A 2,972-nucleotide genomic window follows, 5' to 3' on the forward strand; every position below is an offset into this window, starting at 1 on the left:
CCCCGGCCACCCGGCCGGCCACCCCTCCGCCGGGGCCGACGGCGGCGACGCCCGCGCCCGGCGCGAGGCCGACCTGCTGGCCACCGGCCTGGAGGCCGGGCTGCTGGACGCCGAGCCCGCCGCCGAGGAGGCCCCGCAGACCGCGCCCGACCCGCGCCGCCACCCCTCGCACCCCGACTTCGTGCCCAGCCAGGCCCCGTCCCGCGAGTGGACCGACACCCGGCTGACCACCCTCGCCGAGGAGGGCGTCGCCCTGGTGGACGTCCGCCCCGGCCCGCTCGGCACCCTGGACGTGTACGCCTTCGCCGACGGCACCACGCTCTGCGTCGCCCCCGGTGACCGGGAGGCCGCCTACCGGTTGATCGACGCGGTCCGGGCCGGCGAGGACGTCCGGCTGCTCGGCGGCTCGCGGTTCTCCGGCTCGTACTCGCTGACCTTCTCCACCGACGAGGACGCGGTCTACGTGCTCGCCGACCGGGTGGTGGCCAGCATCTGAGCACCGCCCCGGCAGGGGGCGCGGACGGACCGCCGAAGGCCGGCCGGATCACGGGGTTACCGATCCGACCGGCCTTCGGCGTGTCCGGGTGCGGACCGGGCGCGTGCCGGGCGCGTCCGGGCATGTCACGGCGCGCCTCGGCGGGTCGCGGTGGGTGGGCTGGCGCTCCCCCGGCGGGTGCCGGGACGTCCGGGGGTCAGGAGCAGAGCCGGGCCGTGGCCCCCACCTCGGCCAGCGCCGCGTCGAGCAGCTCGCCGGCCCCGGCCCGGGCACCCGCCGCGAGCCCGCCCAGCGGCCCCGGCAGGACCGTCGCGTCCCCGGCCGGGAGCGCCGCCAGGGCCGCCGCCAGGTCGTGCCCGGCCACCGCCAGCTGGTCGCCCACCGCGAAGGCTCCCGCCTCCGGGAACTCCCGCACCGCCTCCCCCTCCGCCGCCTGCGCCACCGCCGCCAGCCGCCGGGCCGCCGCCAGCGCGGCCGCCGCCCGGGAGTCGTGGCCGGGCACGGGGGCGAGCAGCCGGCTCTGCGGCATCGAGCGGAACCGGTCCGCCAGCGAGTCGACGGCTTCGAGAAGGGGAGTCACTTCGAGCATGGGAGGAGCCTAAGGGCCCGCCTTCGAACCGGTACGCGGGGCCGCTACGCGGGCCGGGGCCGGAACGCCGCCGGGCCCCGGAGCGGAGGCTCCGGGGCCCGGCGGCAGTGCGCGGGAGGCGTCGGGATCAGTCGTCGCCGCGCAGGATGGCGATCAGGCGCAGCATCTCGATGTAGATCCAGACCAGCGCGACGGTGAGCCCGAAGGCGGCCCGCCAGGCCTCCTTCTGCGGCGCGCCGCAGCGGATGGCCTCGTCGATCTCGGAGAAGTCCAGCATCAGGAAGAACGCGCCGAGGGCGATGCCGACGATGCCCACCACGATGCCCAGCGGACCGGAGCGCAGGCCCAGGTCGGCGCCGAAGAGGCTCGCCGTGAAGTTGATCATCATCAGGAAGAAGAAGCCCATCCCGATGGTGATGCCGATCCGGGCGAAGCGCGGGGTGACCCGGATCCGGCCGCTCTTGTAGGCGATCAGGGTCGCCGCGAAGACCGCGACGGTGCCCAGCACCGCCTGGATCGCGATGCCCTCCCACATGGTGTTGAACAGCTTGGTGAAGGCACCGAGCGCGAAGCCCTCCAGGCCCGCGTAGAGCAGGATCAGCGCCGGGCTGACGCTGCGCTTGAACGCCACCACGAAGTAGACGACCAGCGCCGCGATGCTCGCCGCGCCGGCGACGCCGTAGTTGGAGAAGGGCAGCGCGAACCAGGCCACCGCACCCGCGCCGACCAGCGTGAGCAGCGTCATCGCGGTGCGCGCGACGACGTCGTCCAGCGTCATCCGCCCGGTGTCCAGCGGACCGGCGGACGGCCCCCGGTACATCTCGACGAGCTGGTCGTCGGTCAGCGGGCCCTGGCCCTGCGGCTGCTGGGCGTAGGGGTTGTTGGCGTACGGGTTGTTGCCGTAGGGGTTGTTGGCGTACGGGCCGCCGGCCTGCGGGCTCCCGGCCTGCGAGGTCTGCGCGCTGCCGAATCCCGCGTGGCCGGGGTCACGGCTGAAGGACCCCTCGCGCGAGAAGACCGGGTTACTGCTTCTCATTTCTCGTTCCCTCCGTGGCGGCACTGCACCGCCCGGGACAAGGGTAATGGCTTGGCAAAAAAAGCGGCATACGCCGTGAGGAGGATCTCCGCGGGAAGCCCGGCGGGAACAGCCCGCCGGGCGCCCCGCACGGGTCGTGTCGACCCGTCGAGTTGGTGCCCGGAGCCGGACTCGAACCGGCACGGCCTCGCGGCCAAGCAGTTTTAAGCTGCCCGTGTCTGCGTTCCACCATCCGGGCGTACTGCGACATGACCCCCGCCGCAGGTGGAGGGTGCTCCACCCCTGAGCGGGCCACCCCTGAGCCTAGTCGCCAGCCTCCCCCTTTCGCATGTTCCCAGCCAGGGAAGTTGTCATGTTTCCTTGCCATCTGACGAACAGTCCGTGATCCGGCCACCCCGGGCGTGGGATCCGGCCACCCCGTCGGCTCCGGGTCCGTGTCATACCGCAGGAGGAGGGGCCCGCCCCGCGCGTACGCCCAGCGGTGGTCCGGCCAACCGTCCGGCGGAGCGACGTCCTCCGGTGATCGCCCGGGGGAGCATGGAGATACGGCCGGAGCCCTCGGGGGCCCGGCCGTCAGGGCGCCCGTCGGCGGGTCGGCCCACCCCCCTCGATCCCAAGGAGCCCCCCGTGACCACGTCGACCGCAACCGCCGTCCGCACCGGCCGGGCGGCCGCCCGCGCCACCGGCCTGAACAAGGTCTACGGGGAGGGGGAGACCCGCGTCGTCGCCCTCGACGACGTCAGCGTGACCTTCGCCCAGGGCGAGTTCACCGCCATCATGGGCCCCTCCGGCTCCGGCAAGTCCACCCTCATGCACTGCATGGCCGGCCTCGACACCGTCACCTCCGGCTC

The 2,972-nt window shown here is 74.4% G+C and carries 3 protein-coding genes, 1 tRNA gene and 1 pseudogene; 2 read left to right on the plus strand and 3 right to left on the minus strand.

What is annotated here, in order from left to right; genetic code table 11:
• Positions 1 to 496: pseudogene (locus ACWEQL_RS41860) on the plus strand (hypothetical protein); the annotation flags it as partial.
• A 196-nt stretch (positions 497 to 692) separates the two neighbouring features.
• Here ACWEQL_RS41860 and ACWEQL_RS41865 read toward each other — a convergent pair.
• The 3 genes from ACWEQL_RS41865 to ACWEQL_RS41875 all read right to left on the minus strand — a co-directional run bounded on the left by ACWEQL_RS41865 (position 693) and on the right by ACWEQL_RS41875 (position 2,359).
• Complete coding sequence (locus ACWEQL_RS41865; protein ID WP_452156784.1) at positions 693 to 1,085, minus strand: hypothetical protein; 393 nt, start codon at positions 1,083 to 1,085, stop codon at positions 693 to 695.
• 127 nt (positions 1,086 to 1,212) lie between these two features.
• Positions 1,213 to 2,121, minus strand: a complete 909-nt coding sequence (locus ACWEQL_RS41870) for a Bax inhibitor-1/YccA family membrane protein (RefSeq protein WP_452156786.1) — start codon at positions 2,119 to 2,121, stop codon at positions 1,213 to 1,215.
• A 153-nt stretch (positions 2,122 to 2,274) separates the two neighbouring features.
• Positions 2,275 to 2,359, minus strand: a tRNA-Leu gene (locus ACWEQL_RS41875).
• A gap of 389 nt (positions 2,360 to 2,748) precedes the next feature.
• On the opposite strand from ACWEQL_RS41875, the gene ACWEQL_RS41880 reads away from it, so the two are divergent.
• A partial coding sequence (locus ACWEQL_RS41880) for an ATP-binding cassette domain-containing protein (RefSeq protein WP_452156788.1) occupies positions 2,749 to 2,972 on the plus strand: 224 nt, incomplete at its 3' end.

Source organism: Kitasatospora sp. NPDC004240, from assembly GCF_053603215.1.

Bases quoted from the DNA above. Each gene is read 5' to 3' on its own strand.
- ACWEQL_RS41870 (WP_452156786.1), bottom strand. From the start codon at position 2,121: ATGAGAAGCAGTAACCCGGTCTTCTCGCGCGAGGGGTCCTTCAGCCGT.
- ACWEQL_RS41865 (WP_452156784.1), bottom strand. From the start codon at position 1,085: ATGCTCGAAGTGACTCCCCTTCTCGAAGCCGTCGACTCGCTGGCGGAC.